Source organism: Streptomyces marokkonensis (assembly GCF_008312835.1).
GTDB classification, from domain to species: domain Bacteria; phylum Actinomycetota; class Actinomycetes; order Streptomycetales; family Streptomycetaceae; genus Streptomyces; species Streptomyces marokkonensis_A.
The window spans coordinates 54,361-71,702 of the sequence record NZ_VSKS01000014.1 but is presented as its reverse complement, the minus strand read 5'-3'; the positions used below and the strand labels follow the sequence as shown (position 1 = coordinate 71,702).

Here is a 17,342-nt window from a genome sequence, read left to right as displayed (position 1 = left end):
TCAGGACTCCTGGGTGAGGGAGACGAGCACGTCGTCCCCTTCGATCTTTACGGGGTATACGGGGACGGGGCGCGTCGCCGGAAGGGCGTCGGGCTTGCCGGAACGGAGGTCGAAACGCGAGCCGTGCAGCCAGCACTCGATGTGGCAGTCGTCCACCTCGCCCTCCGCGAGGGAGACGTTCGCGTGCGAGCAGATGTCGTGGATCGCGAACACCTCGCCCTCGGTCAGCACGAGGGAGACCGGCGTGCCGTCGAGTTCCACCCGCTTCGGGGTGTCCTCCTCCAGCTCGCCCAGTCCACAGACGCGTACGAAGGTCATGCGACCGCGGCCTCCAGCTCCTCCTCGATCTTGGCGATCAGGCGCTCCTCGATGTCGGGGAGGCCGATCTGCTGGACCAGCTCGGCGAAGAAGCCGCGGACCACCAGGCGGCGGGCGTCCTTCTCCGGGATGCCGCGGGCCATCAGGTAGAACAGCTGCTCGTCGTCGAAGCGGCCGGTCGCGGAGGCGTGGCCGGCGCCGACGATCTCGCCGGTCTCGATCTCCAGGTTGGGCACGGAGTCGACGCGGGCGCCGTCGGTGAGGACCAGGTTGCGGTTCATCTCGTAGGTGTCGGTGCCCTCGGCCCTGGCCTCGATGAGCACGTCACCGATCCACACGGCGTGCGCGCCGTCGCCCTGGAGCGCGCCCTTGTAGACGACGTTGGACTTGCAGTGCGGGACGTTGTGGTCGACCAGGAGGCGGTGCTCCTGGTGCTGGCCGGCGTCCGTGAGGTACAGGCCGAACAGTTCCGCCTCGCCGCCGGGGCCCGCGTAGGTGACGCGCGGGTGGAGGCGTACGACGTCGCCGCCGAAGGTGACGACGACCGACTTGAAGGAGGCGTCGCGGCCGACCAGGGCGTTGTGCTGGGCGACGTGCACCGCCTTGTCGTCCCAGTCCTGGACCGAGACGACGGTCAGCTTGGCGCCGTCGCCGAGGACGAAGTCGACGTTGGCGGCGAGCACCGCGTCACCGGTGTGGTCGAGGACCACGAGGGCCTCGGCGAAGGCGCCGAGCTCGATCACCTGGTGGCCGTAGGCGGTGCCGCCCTCGCCCCGCACCGCGATGCGGATCGGCTCGGTGAGGACGGTCTCCTTCGGCACGGTCACGACCGAGGCCTGTTCGAAGGCGGAGTACGCCTGGGCGGCGACGCGGTCCACCGGGATGCCCGCGCGGCCGATCCGCGCGTCGTCGCGGGCGACGCTCTCGACGGTGACGCCCTCGGGCGCCTCGACGACGACCTTGACGCCCCCGCCGGTGGCGGTGGCGGTGCCGTCGTGCAGACCGCGCAGCCGCTCCAGCGGAGTGAACCGCCACTCCTCCTCGCGGCCGTGGGGGACGGCGAAGTCCGCCACGTCGAAGGACGGGGGCGCGCTCATACGGGTGGCGACGGTCGACTCGGCGGCCACCGCGATCGAGCCGGCGGTGGTGGAGCCCACCGGTGGGGGTCCCCCCGCCGGAGCGTAGCCGGAGGTGGGGGAGTTCTGAGCCTCAGCCATGGCTGTCGTAGTGCTCGCTTTCCTTTACGTAAGGGGCTTGACGGAACGGCGTGGTGCTTAGCCGACCGCGCCTTCCATCTGCAGCTCGATCAGCCGGTTGAGCTCCAGCGCGTACTCCATCGGCAGTTCCTTGGCGATCGGCTCGACGAAGCCGCGCACGATCATCGCCATCGCCTCGAACTCGCTCAGGCCCCGGCTCATCAGGTAGAAGAGCTGGTCCTCGGAGACCTTGGAGACGGTCGCCTCGTGGCCCATGGACACGTCGTCCTCGCGGACGTCCACGTAGGGGTAGGTGTCCGAGCGGGAGATGGTGTCGACCAGCAGCGCGTCGCACAGCACGTTGGACTTGGCGCCCGGGGCGCCCTCGCCGATCTCGATCAGACCGCGGTAGGAGGTGCGGCCGCCGCCGCGTGCCACCGACTTGGAGACGATGTTGGACGAGGTGTTCGGGGCCATGTGGACCATCTTGGCGCCCGCGTCCTGGTGCTGGCCCTCGCCGGCGAAGGCGATGGACAGCGTCTCGCCCTTGGCGTGCTCGCCCATCAGGTAGACGGCCGGGTACTTCATCGTCACCTTGGAGCCGATGTTGCCGTCGACCCACTCCATGGTCGCGCCCTCGTAGGCCACGGCGCGCTTGGTGACCAGGTTGTAGACGTTGTTCGACCAGTTCTGGATGGTCGTGTACCGGCAGCGGGCGTTCTTCTTGACGATGATCTCGACGACCGCGGAGTGCAGCGAGTCCGACTTGTAGATCGGCGCGGTGCAGCCCTCGACGTAGTGCACGTAGGCACCCTCGTCGACGATGATCAGGGTCCGCTCGAACTGGCCCATGTTCTCGGTGTTGATCCGGAAGTAGGCCTGGAGCGGGATCTCGACGTGCACGCCCGGCGGGACGTAGATGAAGGAGCCGCCGGACCACACGGCGGAGTTCAGCGACGCGAACTTGTTGTCGCCGACCGGGATGACCGTCCCGAAGTACTCCTTGAAGAGCTCGGGGTGCTCCTTCAGGGCCGTGTCGGTGTCGAGGAAGATGACGCCCTGCTCCTCCAGGTCCTCACGGATCTGGTGGTAGACGACCTCCGACTCGTACTGGGCGGCGACACCGGCGACGAGGCGCTTCTTCTCGGCCTCGGGGATGCCCAGCTTGTCGTAGGTGTTCTTGATGTCCTCGGGCAGGTCCTCCCAGGACTCCGCCTGCTTCTCCGTGGACCGCACGAAGTACTTGATGTTGTCGAAGTCGATGCCGGAGAGGTCGGAGCCCCAGTTCGGCATGGGCTTCTTCTCGAACAGGCGCAGGCCCTTGAGACGGAGCTTGGTCATCCACTCCGGCTCGTCCTTCTTCGCGGAGATGTCCCGGACGACGTCCTCGTTCAGGCCCCGGCGCGCCGACGCACCGGCCTCGTCACGGTCGGCCCAGCCGTATTCGTAGGTGCCCAGACCCTCCAGCTCGGGGTGGGCAGTCTCCGTGGGGAGAGTCATGCGGGGTTCCTCCCGGACGTGCTTTCAGATGCGTGGTGGGAAATCTTGGGGATGAACGTCGTGCAGACGCCGTCGCCGTGCGCGATGGTCGCCAGTCGCTGCACATGCGTACCGAGAAGCTCGGCGAAGAATTCCGTCTCGGCCTCGCACAGCTGCGGGAACTCCTCGGCGGCGTGGGCGACCGGGCAGTGGTGCTGGCAGAGCTGCTCGCCGACCGGTGCGCTCCGCGCAGTCGCAGCGTACCCGTCCGCGCTCAGGGCCTTGGCCAGTGCCTCCGTCCGGTCCTCGGGCGCCGCGGCGGCGACCGCGCTGCGGTACGCCTGCGCCTGGGCGGCGATCCGGGCGCGGGCGAAGGCGGCGATCGCCTCGCTGCCGCCCTCCCTCTCGCCGATCCAGCGCAGGGCGTCCACGGCCAGCTTGTCGTAGGACTGGTCGAAGGCGTCGCGTCCGCAGTCCGTCAGGGCGAACACCTTGGCCGGGCGCCCGCGCGTGCGGGCGCCGTACACCCGCCGCTCACGGGCTTCCACGACGTTGTCGGCGGCCAGCGCGTCCAGGTGCCGGCGTACGGCCGCCTGGGTGAGTCCGAGTCGCCCGGCCAGCTCCGCGACGGTCGACGGTCCGTGGTCCAGGATGGAGCGGGCGACGCGGTTGCGGGTGGACCGCTCACCGGTTGCCAGTTCCTCGTGGGGAGGCCCCGTCGGATGCTCGCCGTTTTTCACAACGCCATTGTTGCGTAATTCATCCGAGCCGGGCAAGCCGCGCCCGGAGGCCCGAAGGTGCCCTGCATCACTTAGGCAAACCTAATCCGACCTGCGGAAACGATCTTTGATCGATCAGATCCGTGAGGTCGGTGAACCGCGTCCGGGACACTCACGAACCACGCCGGCACCCCCTCCGACCGGCCCTGTTGTCACCCGCGCCCCCCTCACCCGCGGCCGCGCGAGCTCGGTGTGCGGCCCGCAGAGATCCTCCTCGTGCCCCCGGTCCGGCCACCTCTCCGACCCGGCGCCGTGGCGGGGGGCCATCCGGGCGACCGTGCCCGCCGTGGCTCCCGGTGCACCGGCCCCGGGAGGAGGAGGTGCGGCACCCCGCGGTCCGGGGCCCCGGCCGCCTCCCTAGACTCGTGACCCATGCGAAGTGAGCCCGTGGTCCAGGTCCAGGCCCTGGTGAAGCGGTACGGCACGAAGACCGCGGTGAACGGCCTCGACCTGGTGGCCCGGCAGGGCGTGACCGCCGTGCTCGGCCCCAACGGGGCGGGCAAGACGACCACGGTCGAGACCTGCGAGGGTTACCGGCGCCCGGACTCCGGCACGGTGCGCGTCCTGGGCCTCGACCCGGTGCGGCAGTCGGCGCGGCTGCGGCCCCGGGTCGGGGTCATGCTCCAGTCCGGCGGCGTCTACTCGGGCGCGCGGGCCGACGAGATGCTGCGGCACGTGGCCCGGCTGCACGCGCATCCGCTGGACGTGGACGCGCTCATCGAACGCCTCGGGCTCGGCTCCTGCGGCCGGACCGGCTACCGGCGGCTCTCCGGCGGCCAGCAGCAGCGGCTCGCGCTGGCGATGGCCGTGGTCGGGCGCCCCGAGCTGGTCTTCCTGGACGAGCCGACGGCCGGCCTCGACCCGCAGGCCCGCCACGCCACCTGGGACCTGATCCGGGACCTGCGCTCCGACGGCGTCTCCGTCATCCTCACCACGCACTACATGGACGAGGCCGAACAGCTCGCCGACGACGTGGCGGTCATCGACGACGGCCGGGTCATCGCCCAGGGCTCGCCCGAGGAACTGTGCAGGGGCGGCGCCGAGAACACCCTGCGCTTCTCCGGCCGCCCGGGACTGGACGTGGCCTCGCTGCTGAAGGCCCTGCCCGACGGCACCACCGCCGCCGAGACGGCCCCGGGCTCGTACCGGGTCGTGGGCAAGGTCGACCCGCAACTGCTCGCCACGGTGACGTCCTGGTGCGCGCAGCACGGGGTGATGCCGGACCGGATCTCGGTGGAACGGCACACCCTAGAAGACGTCTTCCTGGAGCTCACCGGCAAGGAGCTGCGCTCATGACCCCGACCAGGACCGAGACCGGCCGGGGGTCCGGGGGTCGCCCCCCGGAAAGACACAGCCTGGAGCTCACCGGCAAGGAGCTGCGCTCATGATCCCGACCAGGACCGAGACCGGCCGGGGGTCCGGGGGTCGCCCCCCCGGAAAGACACAGCCTGGAGCTCACCGGCAAGGAGCTGCGCTCGTGACGGCCACCGGCACCTACTCACCGAAGCCCGGCGCGGCGCCCCTGCCCCGCATGATCGCCGCGCAGGCGGTGCTCGAGACGAAGATGCTGCTGCGCAACGGCGAGCAGCTGCTGCTGACGGTGATCATCCCCACGCTGCTGCTGGTGCTCTTCAGCACCGTGGACGTGGTGGACACCGGGGACGGCGAGGCGGTGGACTTCCTCGCCCCCGGCATCCTCGCGCTCGCGGTGATGTCGACGGCCTTCACCGGGCAGGCCATCGCCACCGGCTTCGAACGCCGCTACGGCGTGCTGAAGCGGCTGGCCGCGTCGCCGCTGCCACGCTGGGGTCTGATGACCGCGAAGACGCTGTCGGTCCTGGTCACCGAGGTGCTCCAGGTGATCCTCGTCACGGTGATCGCCCTCGCGCTCGGCTGGTCCCCGCAGGGCGACCCCTTCTCGGTGTTCCTGCTGCTGGTACTGGGCACGGCCGCCTTCTCCGGGCTCGGCCTGCTGATGGCGGGCACGCTCAGGGCCGAGGCGACGCTCGCCGCCGCCAACCTGGTGTTCCTGCTGCTGCTCGTCGGCGGCGGGGTGGTCGTACCGCTGGACAGGTTCCCGGAGGCGGCGCAGGACGTGCTCGGCCTGCTGCCCATCGCCGCGCTCTCCGAGGGTCTGCGGGACGTGCTCCAGCACGGGGCCGGGATGCCGTGGGGCAACCTCGGCATCCTCGCCGTGTGGGCGGTCGCGGGTCTCGCGGCGGCCGGCGCGTTCTTCCGCTGGGAGTAGACGCCGTGGCCGGGCAGGACCCTCGTGAAAGCGTGCACAAGCGGCCGCCTACGATGGAGCACGTGCCAAACGTGACCCGCGCCGACGCCCAGGCGGCCCTGCGCAACCCGCTCGCCTTCATCGCCGCACGCTGGACCCCGGATCCCCGGACCGTCCGGCGGGCGGCCCTCGCCGCGCTCGTCATGGCGGTGGTCATCGTGGTCACCGGCGGTGCCGTCCGGCTGACCGGCTCCGGCCTGGGCTGCCCGACCTGGCCCAAGTGCACCGACGACTCGATCACCAGCACCAGCGAGATGGGCCTGCACGGCGTCATCGAGTTCGGCAACCGCCTGCTGACGTACGTGCTGTGCGCCGCCGTGGGCTGGGCGATCATCGCCGCCCGCTCGGAGAAGCCCTACCGGCGCGGCCTGACCCGGCTGGGCTGGGCGCAGTTCTGGATCGTCATGGGCAACGCGATCCTCGGCGGCATCGTGGTCCTCGTGGGTCTCAACCCGTACACGGTCGCGGCGCACTTCCTGCTGTCCACGGCGCTGATCGCGGTCGCCACGGTGATGTGGCAGCGCACCCGCGAGGGCGACGCGGGGCCCCGGCCGCTGGTCGGCACGGCGGTGCGGCAGCTGGTGTGGTTCATGGTGGCCGCCTCCGTGCTGCTGATCGCGGTCGGTACGGTGGTCACGGGCGCGGGCCCGCACGCGGGTGACTCCAGCGAGGTCCCGCGGATGCCGCTGGACTGGGAGACGGTCAGCAAGGCGCACGCCGTGCTGGCGTGGATCGTGGTGACGCTGACGTTCGCCCTGTGGTTCGTCCTGAAGGCCGTCGACGCCCCCCGTGACCCCCTGGCCCGCACCCGCGAGCTGTTCCTGATCCTGCTCGCGCAGGGCGTCATCGGCTACGTCCAGTACTTCACGGATCTCCCCGAGGTCCTGGTCGGCCTGCACATGTTCGGCTCGTGCGTGATGTGGATCTGGGTGCTGCGGGTGCTGCTGTCGCTGCGCGAGCGCCCGGCGGCGGTGGCGGACGCGGCCGTACCGGCGGCTCAGGAGCCCGCCACGAGCGCGTCGATCGCCGGTCCCAGGTAGTCCCGGGTCAGCCGGGCCCGGCGCAGCGCCCACTCCTCGGTGGGCGGCGCGGCACCCTCGTAGCGCCTGCTCCTGATGTCGGCGACGACCTCGGCGGGGGCGCCGAGACCGGGCAGTACGTCCAGGGCCTCCCGCTTGGAGATCAGACGGCCCTCGCGGAGGGTGACGGTGGCCCGGGCGAAGGTCAGCAGGCCCAGGTCGACCCACACGTCCCGCGTCCAGTGGGCGGCGCGGTCCACCTCCCGGCGCCAGTAGTCGCGCTGGTCGCGCACCACGAAGCCGGCGAGTTCACCGGCCTGCACCGGTGGCAGCACGTCCGCGGGCGGCACCCCGCGCAGGACCCGGCCGACGGTGTGCAGCTCGGTCCGGGTGACCGGGGTGACGGGGCGCTTGAACAGCTGCTCGTGCGCCCAGGTGAGATGGCGCCGTCCGGCGCCCGCCGCGGTGTCCGGTGTCAGATAGGTGCAGTGGAGCAGGCCGGCGAGCGGTTCGCCGCGCAGCCGGGCGTGCAGCAGGGCCAGCCGCCACACCGTCCGGGTGCTGACGGGGTGGGGCAGGACCGCGATCAGGTCCAGGTCGCTGCGGCCCTCCACGTAGTCGCCTGCGGCCAGTGAGCCGTGCGCCCAGACGGCGACGGGCGCGAGCGGCGCCAGGCCGGTGAGGAAGCGGTCGAGCAGGGCATCGGTCGGCATCCGCCCAGTCTTCCCGTCTCAGTCCAGCCCGTACACCCTGCCCGCGTTGCCCGAGGCGATCAGGCCGGCCACCCGCCGGGCGTCGGCCGGCGACCACGCGCCCTCGGCCACCCAGGTGCCCAGCACCCGGCCGAGCGCCTCGCGGAACAGCTGGGCGCCCACCACATGCAGTTCGGGCAGGCCGCGGGCGCCGCTGGAGAAGAGGATCTTGCCGAAGGGGGCGACTTCCAGGACTTCGGCGAGGACGGTCGCCGCGCGTGCCCCGGTGCGGACCGGGGCGGCGCCGCAGTCGGCGTAGACGTGCGGGAAGACGCCGGCGAGGTGGGCGGCGTGGCGGTGGTACGGGTAGCCGTGCAGCAGCACGAGGTCGGTGCCGAGTCCCGCGGTGGCGCGGACGAAGTCGGTCAGCGGGACCGGGTCGGTCCGGTCGACGCGGGTGCCCGGGGCGCCGAGGCCGTGGAGCTGGAGGGGCAGACCCGAGGCGACCGCGATCCACAGCAGGTGGCGCAGCAGCACCGGGTCGCTCAGCTCGTCCCCGGCCCGGCGGCCGGCCAGCCAGCGCCCCGCCGCGCCGCGGACCTGTCCGGGACCGGGCGGCTCGGGGGCGAGCGCCTGCCCGTGCCGCAGCCCGGCGACGGAGGCGAAGGCGACCGCGTGCGCGGCGGCGCCGTGCACGGACTCGGCGAGGTTGGCGAGGAAGGACTCGACGGTGCCCGAGGTGTCGGCGACCTGCTCGGCGAGCTGCTCCAGACGGACGATCTCATGGGCCTCGGCGTCGCCCGCCCTGCCCAGCTCGGCCGGCCCGGTGAGGTCGTCGGGCAGGCCGGTGTCGACGAGGTAGGCGGTGATGCCGCTGCCCCGCAGCAGCCGGCGCCCGGCCTCGATCATGCCCAGTTCACGGCGCCGGGCGAGGTACCGGGCGGGCGGACAGTGCGGCTCCAGGCCGAGCAGGGGCGGGCACCAGCGGCGTACGGCGAACCCGGTCTGGGTGTCGAAGAGGGTGGTGCCGGGGGCGGGCGGACCCTCGGTACGGGCCAGCTGGGCCTCGAAGGTTCCGAGGCCCAGCTCCGTGCGGAGCACTCCGTGGCAGTGCTGGTCCACGAGTGCGGGCGTGTCGATCATCCGGGCTCCCCGGGACGGGACCGTGTGGTGACGCTTCACAGGTCCTAACGGGTGAACCCGGGGTGAGGTGGCGCCGGGGCGGCCGCCGGATGCCGGTGGTCAGCCGCCCACCTGGATGCCGGCCATCCTCTTCCACTCGTACGGGCCCGTCGTCACCTTCGCCGCGAACTCGCCGTCGAAGTCCTCGTGGACGGTGATGCCCGCCTTCTCGAGGGCCCTGCCGGCGATGTCCACGGAGGGGGCGAAGACGTCGCCCCACGCGCCGTCCTCGCCGACGAGGACGATCCGTGCGCCGCGCTGCCCGAGGTACGCGACCTGGCCCTCGGCGCCGCCGTGCGCCGTGGCGAAGCCGCCGATCTGCTTGGCGAGCCGGGCGGCCTTCTGCTCGGCCTTCGGGTCCACCTGCTGCGTGTCTGCCATGAACAGGATGCTACCGACGGGTAGATCAAACGGCGACGGGCGGGGTCCGTGGCCTTGACCACGTACCCCGCCCGACCGGAGCCCGACAGGGCGTCAGCGCAGGAACGGGTCCACCGCGACGGCCACGAAGAGCAGCGACACGTAGGTGATGGACCAGTGGAACAGGCGCATCTCCTTGAGCTTGCCGCCCGTCACCCCGGCCTTCGCGCGGTGCAGCAGCGCGTGCGCCTCCCACAGCCACCAGCCGCCCGCCACCAGGGCGACCGCCGTGTAGAACCAGCCGGTGTAGCCGAGCGGGGTGAGCAGCAGCGACACCAGAACCATGACCCAGCTGTAGGCCACGATCTGCTGGGCGACCGCCTTGTTCCCGGCGATGACCGGCAGCATCGGCACCCCGACGCGCGCGTAGTCCTCCTTCACCTTCATGGACAGCGGCCAGTAGTGCGGCGGCGTCCAGAAGAAGATGACGAGGAAGAGGATGACCGGCGCCCACGCCATCGAGTTGGTGACCGCGGACCAGCCGATCAGCACCGGCATGCAGCCGGCGATGCCGCCCCACACGATGTTCTGCGACGTACGCCGCTTGAGGATCATCGTGTAGACGACGACGTAGAAGAGGAGCGCGCCGAGGGAGAGCCAGGCGGACAGCCAGTTGACGGTGAGCCCGAACAGCAGCGTCGAGACGACCGCCAGGGAGACGCCGAAGACGAGGCACTCGCGTGGGCTGACCATCCCGGTGACCAGCGGCCGCTGCGAGGTGCGGTCCATCAGCGCGTCGATGTCCCGGTCGATGTACATGTTCAGCGCGTTGGCGCCGCCCGCGGACAGGTAGCCGCCGACACAGGTCAGCAGCACCAGCTTGAGGTCGGGCACGCCCTGCTGCGCCAGGAACATCACCGGGACGGTGGTGATGAGCAGCAGCTCGATGATCCGCGGCTTGGTGAGAGCCACGAATGCCATCACACGGGCCCCGAACGGCCGATGGGCAGGGCTCTGAGTCGTCCCCAGCAACCCGGCTGGACGGGATTCAACGGCCGTCACGCACACCCCTACAGAGACATCCCAGCAAGCCTCCCCAGGTGAAGTGGCGGTAAAGGCTCGCGCGTACCACGCCACTGTAGACGCTGCCCAGACCCGGACATTCGCGGGGGTCCGCTCGTGTTGGACGGCGCCCTCCGGGGTGCGCCTGCGAGCTCGATTGAGCACGCGGATGAGCGGCTCCGTATTCATCTGCCGAATGCGGTGACTTCCCTGTCAGGAAGCGGCTGCGAAGGAGTGCCCGCACTCTGGAACGACTCGGAAAAACGCACGTCCCTCGGGGGTAGGCTCGACCACGCCGGTGGGCAGTCACCGGCATCCGGAAATCATGTGGAGAGGAGCCCTGACTCAGGGTGAGCACAAAGCCGACCACCACAGACCTCGAGTGGACCGAGTTGGACCAGCGGGCCGTCGACACCGCCCGCGTCCTGGCCGCCGATGCCGTACAGAAGGTCGGCAACGGCCATCCGGGTACGGCGATGAGCCTGGCGCCTGCCGCGTACACCCTCTTCCAGAAGGTGATGCGGCACGACCCGGCGGACGCCGACTGGGTCGGGCGCGACCGTTTCGTGCTGTCCGCCGGCCACTCGTCCCTGACCCTGTACACCCAGCTGTACCTGGCGGGCTTCGGCCTGGAGCTGGACGACCTGAAGGCGTTCCGCACCTGGGGCTCGAAGACCCCAGGTCACCCGGAGTACGGCCACACCACGGGCGTGGAGACCACGACCGGCCCGCTGGGCCAGGGTGTCGCCAACGCGGTGGGCATGGCGATGGCCGCCCGCTACGAGCGCGGTCTGTTCGACCCGGAGGCCGCCGAGGGCGAGTCCCCCTTCGACCACTTCGTCTACTGCATCGCCGGTGACGGCTGCCTCCAGGAGGGCATCTCCGCGGAGGCGTCCTCGCTGGCCGGCCACCAGAAGCTGGGCAACCTGGTGCTGCTGTGGGACGACAACCACATCTCCATCGAGGGCGACACCGAGACGGCCGTCTCCGAGGACGTCGTCAAGCGGTACGAGGCCTACGGCTGGCACGTGCAGCGCGTGGCCCCGAAGCCGGACGGCGACCTGGACCCGAACGCGATCTACGACGCGATCCAGGAGGCGAAGAAGGTCACGGACAAGCCGTCCTTCATCGCCATGCGGTCGATCATCGCCTGGCCCGCCCCCAACGCGCAGAACACCGAGGCCGCGCACGGCTCGGCGCTCGGCGACGACGAGGTCGCGGCCACCAAGCGCGTCCTCGGCTTCGACCCGGAGCAGAGCTTCGAGGTCTCCGACGAGGTCATCGGCCACACCCGCAAGGCGCTGGAGCGGGGCCAGGCGGCCCGTGCGGTGTGGGAGAAGTCCTTCCAGCAGTGGCGGGACAACAACCCCGGGCGCGCCGCGGAGTACGACCGGATCGCCGCCGGCGAGCTGCCCGAGGGCTGGCAGGACGTCATCCCGGTCTTCGAGCCGGGCAAGGGCGTGGCCACCCGTGCCGCGTCCGGCAAGGTGCTGCAGGCGCTCGGCGCGGTGATCCCGGAGCTGTGGGGCGGCTCGGCCGACCTGGCGGGCTCCAACAACACCACGATCGACAAGACGTCCTCGTTCCTCCCGGCCGGCAACCCGCTGCCCGAGGCGAACCCGTACGGGCGCACGATCCACTTCGGCATCCGCGAGCACGCCATGGCCGCCGAGATGAACGGCATCGCGCTGCACGGCAACACCCGTGTCTACGGCGGCACCTTCCTGGTGTTCTCCGACTACATGCGCAACGCGGTGCGGCTGTCGGCGCTGATGCACCTGCCGGTGACGTACGTGTGGACGCACGACTCCGTCGGTCTGGGCGAGGACGGCCCGACGCACCAGCCCGTCGAGCACCTGGCCTCGCTGCGCGCCATCCCCGGTCTGAACGTCGTCCGTCCGGCGGACGCCAACGAGACCGCGATCGCCTGGCGGGAGATCCTCACCCGCTGGACGAAGGAGTTCGGCAAGGGCACCCCGCACGGTCTGGCGCTGACCCGGCAGGGCGTGCCGACGTACGAGCCGAACGAGGACGCGGCGAAGGGCGGCTACGTCCTGTTCGAGGCCGAGGGCGGTGAGCCGCAGGTCGTGCTGATCGCCACCGGTTCCGAGGTGCACGTCGCCGTCGAGGCGCGCGAGCGGCTCCAGGCCGACGGCGTGCCGACCCGCGTGGTGTCGATGCCGTCGGTGGAGTGGTTCGAGGAGCAGGACCAGGGGTACCGGGACAGCGTCCTGCCGCCCTCCGTGAAGGCCCGTGTGGCCGTCGAGGCGGGGATCGGCCTCACCTGGCACAAGTACGTGGGGGACGCCGGCCGCATCGTGTCCCTGGAGCACTTCGGGGCCTCCGCCGACGGCAAGGTGCTGTTCGAGGAGTTCGGCTTCACCGCGGAGAACGTGGCCGCCGTCGCCCGGGAATCGCTCGCCGCAGCCCAGCGCTGACGCCCATACACGACACGTAGGAGATGGAATTTCCATGACGGACGCACTGAAGCGCCTTTCCGAGGAAGGCGTCGCGATCTGGCTGGACGACCTGTCGCGCAAGCGGATCACGTCCGGCAACCTCGCCGAACTGATGGACCAGCAGCACGTCGTGGGCGTCACCACCAACCCGACGATCTTCCAGAAGGCGATCTCCGAGGGCGACGGCTACGACACGCAGCTGACCGACCTGGCCGCCCGCAAGGTCACCGTCGAAGAGGCCATCCGCATGATCACCACGGCGGACGTCCGGGACGCCGCCGACATCCTGCGCCCGGTCTACGACGCCACGGACGGCCGGGACGGCCGGGTCTCGATCGAGGTGGACCCGCGCCTGGCCCACAACACCAGGGCGACGGTCGCCGAGGCCAAGCAGCTGGCCTGGCTGGTGGACCGGCCCAACACCCTGATCAAGATCCCGGCGACCGAGGCCGGCATCCCGGCGATCGCCGAGACCATCGGGCTGGGCATCAGCGTCAACGTCACGCTGATCTTCTCCCTGGAGCGCTACCGCAAGGTCATGGACGCGTTCCTGACCGGTCTGGAGAAGGCCAGGGAGCGCGGTCTGGACCTGTCGAAGATCCACTCCGTGGCGTCCTTCTTCGTGTCCCGCGTGGACACCGAGATCGACAAGCGGATCGACGCGCTCGGCACCGACGAGGCCAGGGCCCTGCGCGGCAAGGCCGCGATCGCCAACGCGCGCCTGGCCTACCAGGCGTACGAGGAGGTCTTCGGCTCGGAGCGGTGGAGCGCGCTGGAGCGCGAGGGCGCCAACAAGCAGCGTCCGCTGTGGGCGTCGACCGGTGTGAAGGACAAGGCGTACAAGGCGACGATGTACGTCGACGAGCTGGTGGCGCCGAACACGGTGAACACCATGCCGGAGGCGACGCTGTTCGCCACCGAGGAGCAGGGCGAGATCCGGGGCGACGCCGTGGCCGGCACCTACGAGCAGGCCCGCGCCGACCTGGACGCGGTCGAGGCGCTCGGCATCGCGTACGACGACGTGGTGCGGCTCCTGGAGGACGAGGGCGTCGACAAGTTCGAGGCGTCCTGGAACGACCTGCTGAAGTCCACCGAGGCGGAGCTGCAGCGCCTCGCCCCGTCGGAGGGCTGACACCTTGTCGAGCAGCAACCCGCTGCGTGACCCCGCGGACCGACGGCTCCCGCGTATCGCGGGGCCGTCGGGCCTGGTCATCTTCGGTGTCACGGGCGACCTGTCGCGCAAGAAGCTGATGCCGGCCGTGTACGACCTGGCCAACCGGGGGCTGCTGCCGCCGGGCTTCTCGCTGGTGGGCTTCGCCCGCCGGGAGTGGGCGCACGAGGACTTCGCCCAGGAGGTCCACGACGCGGTCAAGGAGCACGCCCGCACGCCCTTCCGCGAGGAGGTCTGGCAGCAGCTCATCCAGGGGATGCGCTTCGTGCAGGGCACCTTCGACGACGACGAGTCCTTCGAGCGGCTGCGCGACACGATCGACGAGCTGGACAAGGCCCAGGGCACGGGCGGCAACTTCGCCTTCTACCTGTCGGTGCCGCCGCGTTCGTTCCCGGTGGTCATCCAGCAGCTCAGGAAGCACGGGCTGGCCGACCAGACCGGCGGCTCGTGGCGGCGTGCGGTCATCGAGAAGCCGTTCGGCCACGACCTGAAGTCGGCCGAGGAGCTCAACGCCATCGTCCACGAGGTGTTCGCTCCGGACCAGGTGTTCCGGATCGACCACTACCTGGGCAAGGAGACCGTCCAGAACATCCTGGCGCTGCGCTTCGCCAACACGATGTTCGAACCGATCTGGAACCGCTCGTTCGTCGACCACGTGCAGATCACCATGGCCGAGGACATCGGCATCGGCGGCCGGGCCGGCTACTACGACGGCATCGGCGCCGCCCGCGACGTCATCCAGAACCATCTCCTGCAACTGCTGGCGCTGACCGCGATGGAGGAGCCCGCCTCCTTCGACGCGGACGCGCTGGCCGCGGAGAAGACCAAGGTGCTCGGTGCGGTCCGGCTGCCGAAGGACCTGGGCCGGGACACCGTGCGCGGGCAGTACGCGGCCGGCTGGCAGGGCGGCGCGAAGGCGGTCGGGTACCTGGAGGAGGAGGGCATCGACCCCTCCTCGAAGACCGACACGTACGCGGCGATCAGGCTGGGCATCGACAACCGCCGCTGGGCGGGTGTCCCCTTCTACCTGCGCACCGGCAAGCGGCTGGGCCGCCGGGTGACGGAGATCGCCGTCGTCTTCCAGCGGGCGCCGCACTCCCCCTTCGACACCACGGCCACCGAGGAGCTGGGCTCCAACGCGATCGTGATCCGCGTCCAGCCGGACGAGGGCGTCACGGTGCGCTTCGGCTCGAAGGTGCCGGGCACGTCGATGGAGATCCGGGACGTGTCGATGGACTTCGCCTACGGCGAGTCGTTCACCGAGTCCAGCCCGGAGGCGTACGAGCGGCTGATCCTCGACGTCCTGCTCGGCGACTCCAACCTCTTCCCGCGCACGGAGGAGGTCGAGCTGTCCTGGAAGATCCTCGACCCGATCGAGGAGTACTGGGACACCAACGGCAGGCCGGCCCAGTACCCGGCCGGTACATGGGGGCCCGTCGAGGCCGACGAAATGCTCGAGCGAGACGGACGGAGCTGGCGCCGGCCATGAAGACAGACCTCACGGACACCACGGCCAGCAAGATCAACAAGGCGCTGGTGACGGGGCGCCGCGCCATCGGCACTCCTGCCGTCGGCATGGTGCTCACGCTGGTCATCGTGACGGACGAGGAGAACGCCTACGACGCGCTGAAGGCGGCGAGCGACGCCTCGCGCGAGCACCCCTCGCGCACGCTCGTGGTCATCAGGCGCGTCTCCCGCTCGCCCCGTGACCGCACCCAGTCCCGCCTCGACGCCGAGGTGCGGGTGGGCGCGGACGCGGGCACCGGCGAGACGGTGGTGCTGCGGCTGTACGGCGAGGTCGCCGACCACGCCCAGTCGGTGGTGCTGCCGCTGCTGCTGCCGGACGCCCCGGTGGTGGTGTGGTGGCCGGTCAACGCCCCGCTGGATCCGGCGAACGACCCGCTGGGCGCGCTGGCCCAGCGCCGGGTGACCGACACCTACGCCTGCGAGCAGCCGGTGAAGGAGCTCGCCGCCCGCGCGGACGCCTATGCCCCGGGTGACACGGACCTGTCGTGGACCCGCATCACGCCCTGGCGTTCGATGCTGGCGGCGGCGCTGGACCAGGTCGCCTGCGAGGTGCAGGGCGTGGAGGTGGAGGGCGAGGAGTTCAACCCGAGCTGCGAGCTGCTGGCGATGTGGCTCGCGGACCGGCTGGACGTCCCGGTCAGGCGGTCGCACTCGGCCGGCCCGGGACTCACGTCGGTCCGCCTGGACACCGACTGCGGCCCGATCGTCCTGGACCGCGCCGACGGTTCACTGGCGACGCTGTCCATCCAGGGGCAGCCCAAGCGCGCGGTGGCACTCAAGCGCCGGGACACGGCGGAGCTGATCGCGGAGGAACTGCGCCGCCTGGACCCGGACGACACCTACGCCTCGGCCCTGCGCTACGGCGTGGAACGCCTGAAGGCCCCGGACGGGGACGACGCGCCGGCCAAAGGAGAACGGGAGGCGGTCCCCGCTCCCGTCGGGGCGGCTGCGAAAGCTCCCGCGGCCGAGGCGACGGCGCAGGCACCGGTGAAGAAGGCGGCGGCGAAGTGAGTACGGCACCCCAGCTGGTCGTGCACCGGGACAAGGAGCTGATGGCGCAGGCCGCGGCGGCCCGGCTGATCACCAGGATCGTGGACGCGCAGGCCTCCCGGGGCTCGGCGTCCGTGGTCCTGACCGGTGGCCGCAACGGCAACGGCCTGCTGGCCGCGCTGGCCGCGGCACCGGCCCGGGACGCGATCGACTGGGCCCGGCTGGACCTGTGGTGGGGCGACGAGCGGTTCCTCCCGGAAGGCGACCCGGACCGCAATGTCACCCAGGCCCGCGAGGCACTGCTCGCGTCGGTGCCGCTGGACCCGAGGCGCGTGCACGCCATGCCCGCGTCGGACGGCCCGTACGGCACGGACGTGGACGCGGCGGCGGCCGGCTACGCGGAGGAACTCGCCGCGGCCGCGGCCCCGGAGAACCACGCGTCCGTCCCCGCCTTCGACGTCCTGATGCTGGGCGTCGGCCCGGACACGCACGTGGCCTCCCTCTTCCCGGAACTCCCGGCGGTCCGGGAGACGGAGCGCACGGTGGTGGGCGTGCACGGCGCCCCCAAGCCCCCGCCGACGAGGGTCACCCTGACCCTCCCCGCGATCCGGGCGGCCCGGGAGGTCTGGCTCCTGGCCGCGGGCGAGGACAAGGCGGAGGCAGCGGCGATCGCCCTCTCGGGCGCGGGCGAGATCCAGGCCCCGGCGGCGGGCGCCCACGGCCGCGCCCGCACCCTGTGGCTCCTGGACAGGCCGGCGGCGTCACAACTCCCGAGGGCCCTGTACCCACCGGCGTCCCCGTAGTCGGCCCGTCCGGCGATT

Annotated in this window: 16 protein-coding genes; 8 read left to right on the top strand and 8 right to left on the bottom strand. The window is 71.3% G+C overall.

The genetic code is table 11. The features are described from left to right. Genes F1615_RS23430 through F1615_RS23415 form a run of 4 tightly spaced genes read right to left on the bottom strand, consistent with a single transcriptional unit; the run spans position 1 to position 3,733 of the window. Positions 1 to 318, bottom strand: coding sequence for a non-heme iron oxygenase ferredoxin subunit (locus tag F1615_RS23430; RefSeq protein WP_149551029.1), 318 nt, complete (start codon positions 316 to 318; stop codon positions 1 to 3). Further along, positions 315 to 1,535: a Fe-S cluster assembly protein SufD gene (gene sufD / locus F1615_RS23425; RefSeq protein ID WP_149551028.1), complete on the bottom strand. Its 1,221-nt coding sequence runs from the start codon at positions 1,533 to 1,535 to the stop codon at positions 315 to 317. The genes F1615_RS23430 and sufD overlap by 4 nt, the downstream gene beginning before the upstream one ends. Before the next feature lie 57 nt (positions 1,536 to 1,592). Further along, positions 1,593 to 3,014 carry a Fe-S cluster assembly protein SufB gene (sufB, locus tag F1615_RS23420; RefSeq protein WP_037938665.1) on the bottom strand — a complete coding sequence of 474 codons (1,422 nt, stop codon included), beginning with the start codon at positions 3,012 to 3,014 and terminating at the stop codon, positions 1,593 to 1,595. After that, complete coding sequence (locus tag F1615_RS23415; protein ID WP_149551027.1) at positions 3,011 to 3,733, bottom strand: helix-turn-helix transcriptional regulator; 723 nt, start codon at positions 3,731 to 3,733, stop codon at positions 3,011 to 3,013. Before F1615_RS23415 ends, sufB begins: the two co-directional genes overlap by 4 nt. 426 nt (positions 3,734 to 4,159) lie before the next feature. Between F1615_RS23415 and F1615_RS23410 the strand changes: the two genes are divergently transcribed. The 3 genes from F1615_RS23410 (at position 4,160) to F1615_RS23400 (ending at position 7,099) form a co-directional block, all read left to right on the top strand. Further along, positions 4,160 to 5,068, top strand: a complete 909-nt coding sequence (locus tag F1615_RS23410; protein WP_167533838.1) for an ABC transporter ATP-binding protein — start codon at positions 4,160 to 4,162, stop codon at positions 5,066 to 5,068. Positions 5,069 to 5,249: 181 nt separating this feature from the next. Next, positions 5,250 to 6,020 carry an ABC transporter permease gene (locus tag F1615_RS23405; protein ID WP_149551025.1) on the top strand — a complete coding sequence of 257 codons (771 nt, stop codon included), beginning with the start codon at positions 5,250 to 5,252 and terminating at the stop codon, positions 6,018 to 6,020. A 53-nt stretch (positions 6,021 to 6,073) separates the two neighbouring features. After that, positions 6,074 to 7,099: a COX15/CtaA family protein gene (locus tag F1615_RS23400; protein WP_208818384.1), complete on the top strand. Its 1,026-nt coding sequence runs from the start codon at positions 6,074 to 6,076 to the stop codon at positions 7,097 to 7,099. On the opposite strand, the gene F1615_RS23395 is transcribed toward F1615_RS23400, so the two are convergent. The 4 genes from F1615_RS23395 to F1615_RS23380 form a co-directional block, all read right to left on the bottom strand. Continuing rightward, entirely contained in the window at positions 7,057 to 7,791 is a 735-nt protein-coding gene (locus F1615_RS23395; RefSeq protein ID WP_149551023.1) for a nucleotidyltransferase domain-containing protein, read from the bottom strand. The genes F1615_RS23400 and F1615_RS23395 overlap by 43 nt on opposite strands. Positions 7,792 to 7,809: 18 nt before the next feature. Further along, entirely contained in the window at positions 7,810 to 8,913 is a 1,104-nt protein-coding gene (locus F1615_RS23390; RefSeq protein WP_149551022.1) for an amidohydrolase family protein, read from the bottom strand. A gap of 99 nt (positions 8,914 to 9,012) precedes the next feature. Next, the gene (locus F1615_RS23385; protein ID WP_167533829.1) at positions 9,013 to 9,333 is read right to left on the bottom strand and encodes a hypothetical protein; all 321 of its coding nucleotides are present in this window, start codon (positions 9,331 to 9,333) and stop codon (positions 9,013 to 9,015) included. A 93-nt stretch (positions 9,334 to 9,426) separates the two neighbouring features. After that, the gene (locus tag F1615_RS23380) at positions 9,427 to 10,380 is read right to left on the bottom strand and encodes a heme o synthase (protein ID WP_167533828.1); all 954 of its coding nucleotides are present in this window, start codon (positions 10,378 to 10,380) and stop codon (positions 9,427 to 9,429) included. A 344-nt stretch (positions 10,381 to 10,724) separates the two neighbouring features. On the opposite strand from F1615_RS23380, the gene tkt reads away from it, so the two are divergent. The 5 genes from tkt to pgl are packed head-to-tail and all read left to right on the top strand — an operon-like array spanning position 10,725 to position 17,324. Next, positions 10,725 to 12,812: a transketolase gene (tkt, locus tag F1615_RS23375; protein ID WP_149551019.1), complete on the top strand. Its 2,088-nt coding sequence runs from the start codon at positions 10,725 to 10,727 to the stop codon at positions 12,810 to 12,812. 34 nt (positions 12,813 to 12,846) lie between these two features. Next, complete coding sequence (gene tal, locus F1615_RS23370) at positions 12,847 to 13,965, top strand: transaldolase (protein ID WP_149551018.1); 1,119 nt, start codon at positions 12,847 to 12,849, stop codon at positions 13,963 to 13,965. 4 nt (positions 13,966 to 13,969) lie between these two features. Then, positions 13,970 to 15,493: a glucose-6-phosphate dehydrogenase gene (gene zwf, locus F1615_RS23365; protein ID WP_149551017.1), complete on the top strand. Its 1,524-nt coding sequence runs from the start codon at positions 13,970 to 13,972 to the stop codon at positions 15,491 to 15,493. Continuing rightward, complete coding sequence (gene opcA / locus F1615_RS23360) at positions 15,490 to 16,542, top strand: glucose-6-phosphate dehydrogenase assembly protein OpcA (protein ID WP_149551016.1); 1,053 nt, start codon at positions 15,490 to 15,492, stop codon at positions 16,540 to 16,542. The genes zwf and opcA overlap by 4 nt, the downstream gene beginning before the upstream one ends. Continuing rightward, complete coding sequence (pgl, locus tag F1615_RS23355; protein ID WP_149551015.1) at positions 16,539 to 17,324, top strand: 6-phosphogluconolactonase; 786 nt, start codon at positions 16,539 to 16,541, stop codon at positions 17,322 to 17,324. The genes opcA and pgl overlap by 4 nt, the downstream gene beginning before the upstream one ends. Positions 17,325 to 17,342: the final 18 nt, after the last annotated feature.

Coding starts and splice junctions, on each gene's coding strand:
- sufB (WP_037938665.1), bottom strand. CDS start 3,014: ATGACTCTCCCCACGGAGACTGCCCACCCCGAGCTGGAGGGTCTGGGC.
- sufD (WP_149551028.1), bottom strand. CDS start 1,535: ATGGCTGAGGCTCAGAACTCCCCCACCTCCGGCTACGCTCCGGCGGGG.
- F1615_RS23400 (WP_208818384.1), top strand. CDS start 6,074: ATGGAGCACGTGCCAAACGTGACCCGCGCCGACGCCCAGGCGGCCCTG.
- F1615_RS23385 (WP_167533829.1), bottom strand. CDS start 9,333: ATGGCAGACACGCAGCAGGTGGACCCGAAGGCCGAGCAGAAGGCCGCC.
- F1615_RS23390 (WP_149551022.1), bottom strand. CDS start 8,913: ATGATCGACACGCCCGCACTCGTGGACCAGCACTGCCACGGAGTGCTC.
- F1615_RS23430 (WP_149551029.1), bottom strand. CDS start 318: ATGACCTTCGTACGCGTCTGTGGACTGGGCGAGCTGGAGGAGGACACC.
- F1615_RS23395 (WP_149551023.1), bottom strand. CDS start 7,791: ATGCCGACCGATGCCCTGCTCGACCGCTTCCTCACCGGCCTGGCGCCG.
- tal (WP_149551018.1), top strand. CDS start 12,847: ATGACGGACGCACTGAAGCGCCTTTCCGAGGAAGGCGTCGCGATCTGG.
- opcA (WP_149551016.1), top strand. CDS start 15,490: ATGAAGACAGACCTCACGGACACCACGGCCAGCAAGATCAACAAGGCG.